The sequence below is a fragment of the Cohnella mopanensis genome, from assembly GCF_022352055.1.
In the GTDB taxonomy this organism is placed as follows: domain Bacteria; phylum Bacillota; class Bacilli; order Paenibacillales; family Paenibacillaceae; genus Cohnella; species Cohnella mopanensis.
On record NZ_JAKRWM010000056.1, the window covers coordinates 1 to 358 of the forward strand.

General features: G+C 52.5%; 3 tRNA genes. All 3 read right to left on the reverse strand.

Annotated features, from left to right (window positions below):
* Positions 1-69: 69 nt before the first annotated feature.
* A tRNA-Val gene (locus L3D05_RS26335) sits at positions 70-145 on the reverse strand.
* Between the two features lie 6 nt (positions 146-151).
* Positions 152-226 (reverse strand) — tRNA-Glu (locus tag L3D05_RS26340).
* 17 nt (positions 227-243) lie between these two features.
* Positions 244-319 (reverse strand) — tRNA-Thr (locus tag L3D05_RS26345).
* Between the last annotated feature and the right edge of the window lie 39 nt (positions 320-358).

Sequence of the window (358 nt, forward strand, 5' to 3'; positions counted from 1 at the left end):
TGACGGAGTCAAAGTCCGTTGCCTTACCGCTTGGCTAATCCCCAACGGTAAGCCAATCTTAAAAGATTATGGTGGAGGCTGACGGGATCGAACCGCCGACCCTCTGCTTGTAAGGCAGATGCTCTCCCAGCTGAGCTAAGCCTCCGTATGATGGTGACCCCTAGGGGATTCGAACCCCTGTTACCTCCGTGAAAGGGAGGTGTCTTAACCGCTTGACCAAGGGGCCGTGAATGGTATTGGATCTGGAGCTCTCAACCGGGATCGAACCGGTGACCTCATCCTTACCATGGATGCACTCTACCTACTGAGCTATGAGAGCATGGTCCTTATACCTAAACACAGCGATAGAGATTAAAGC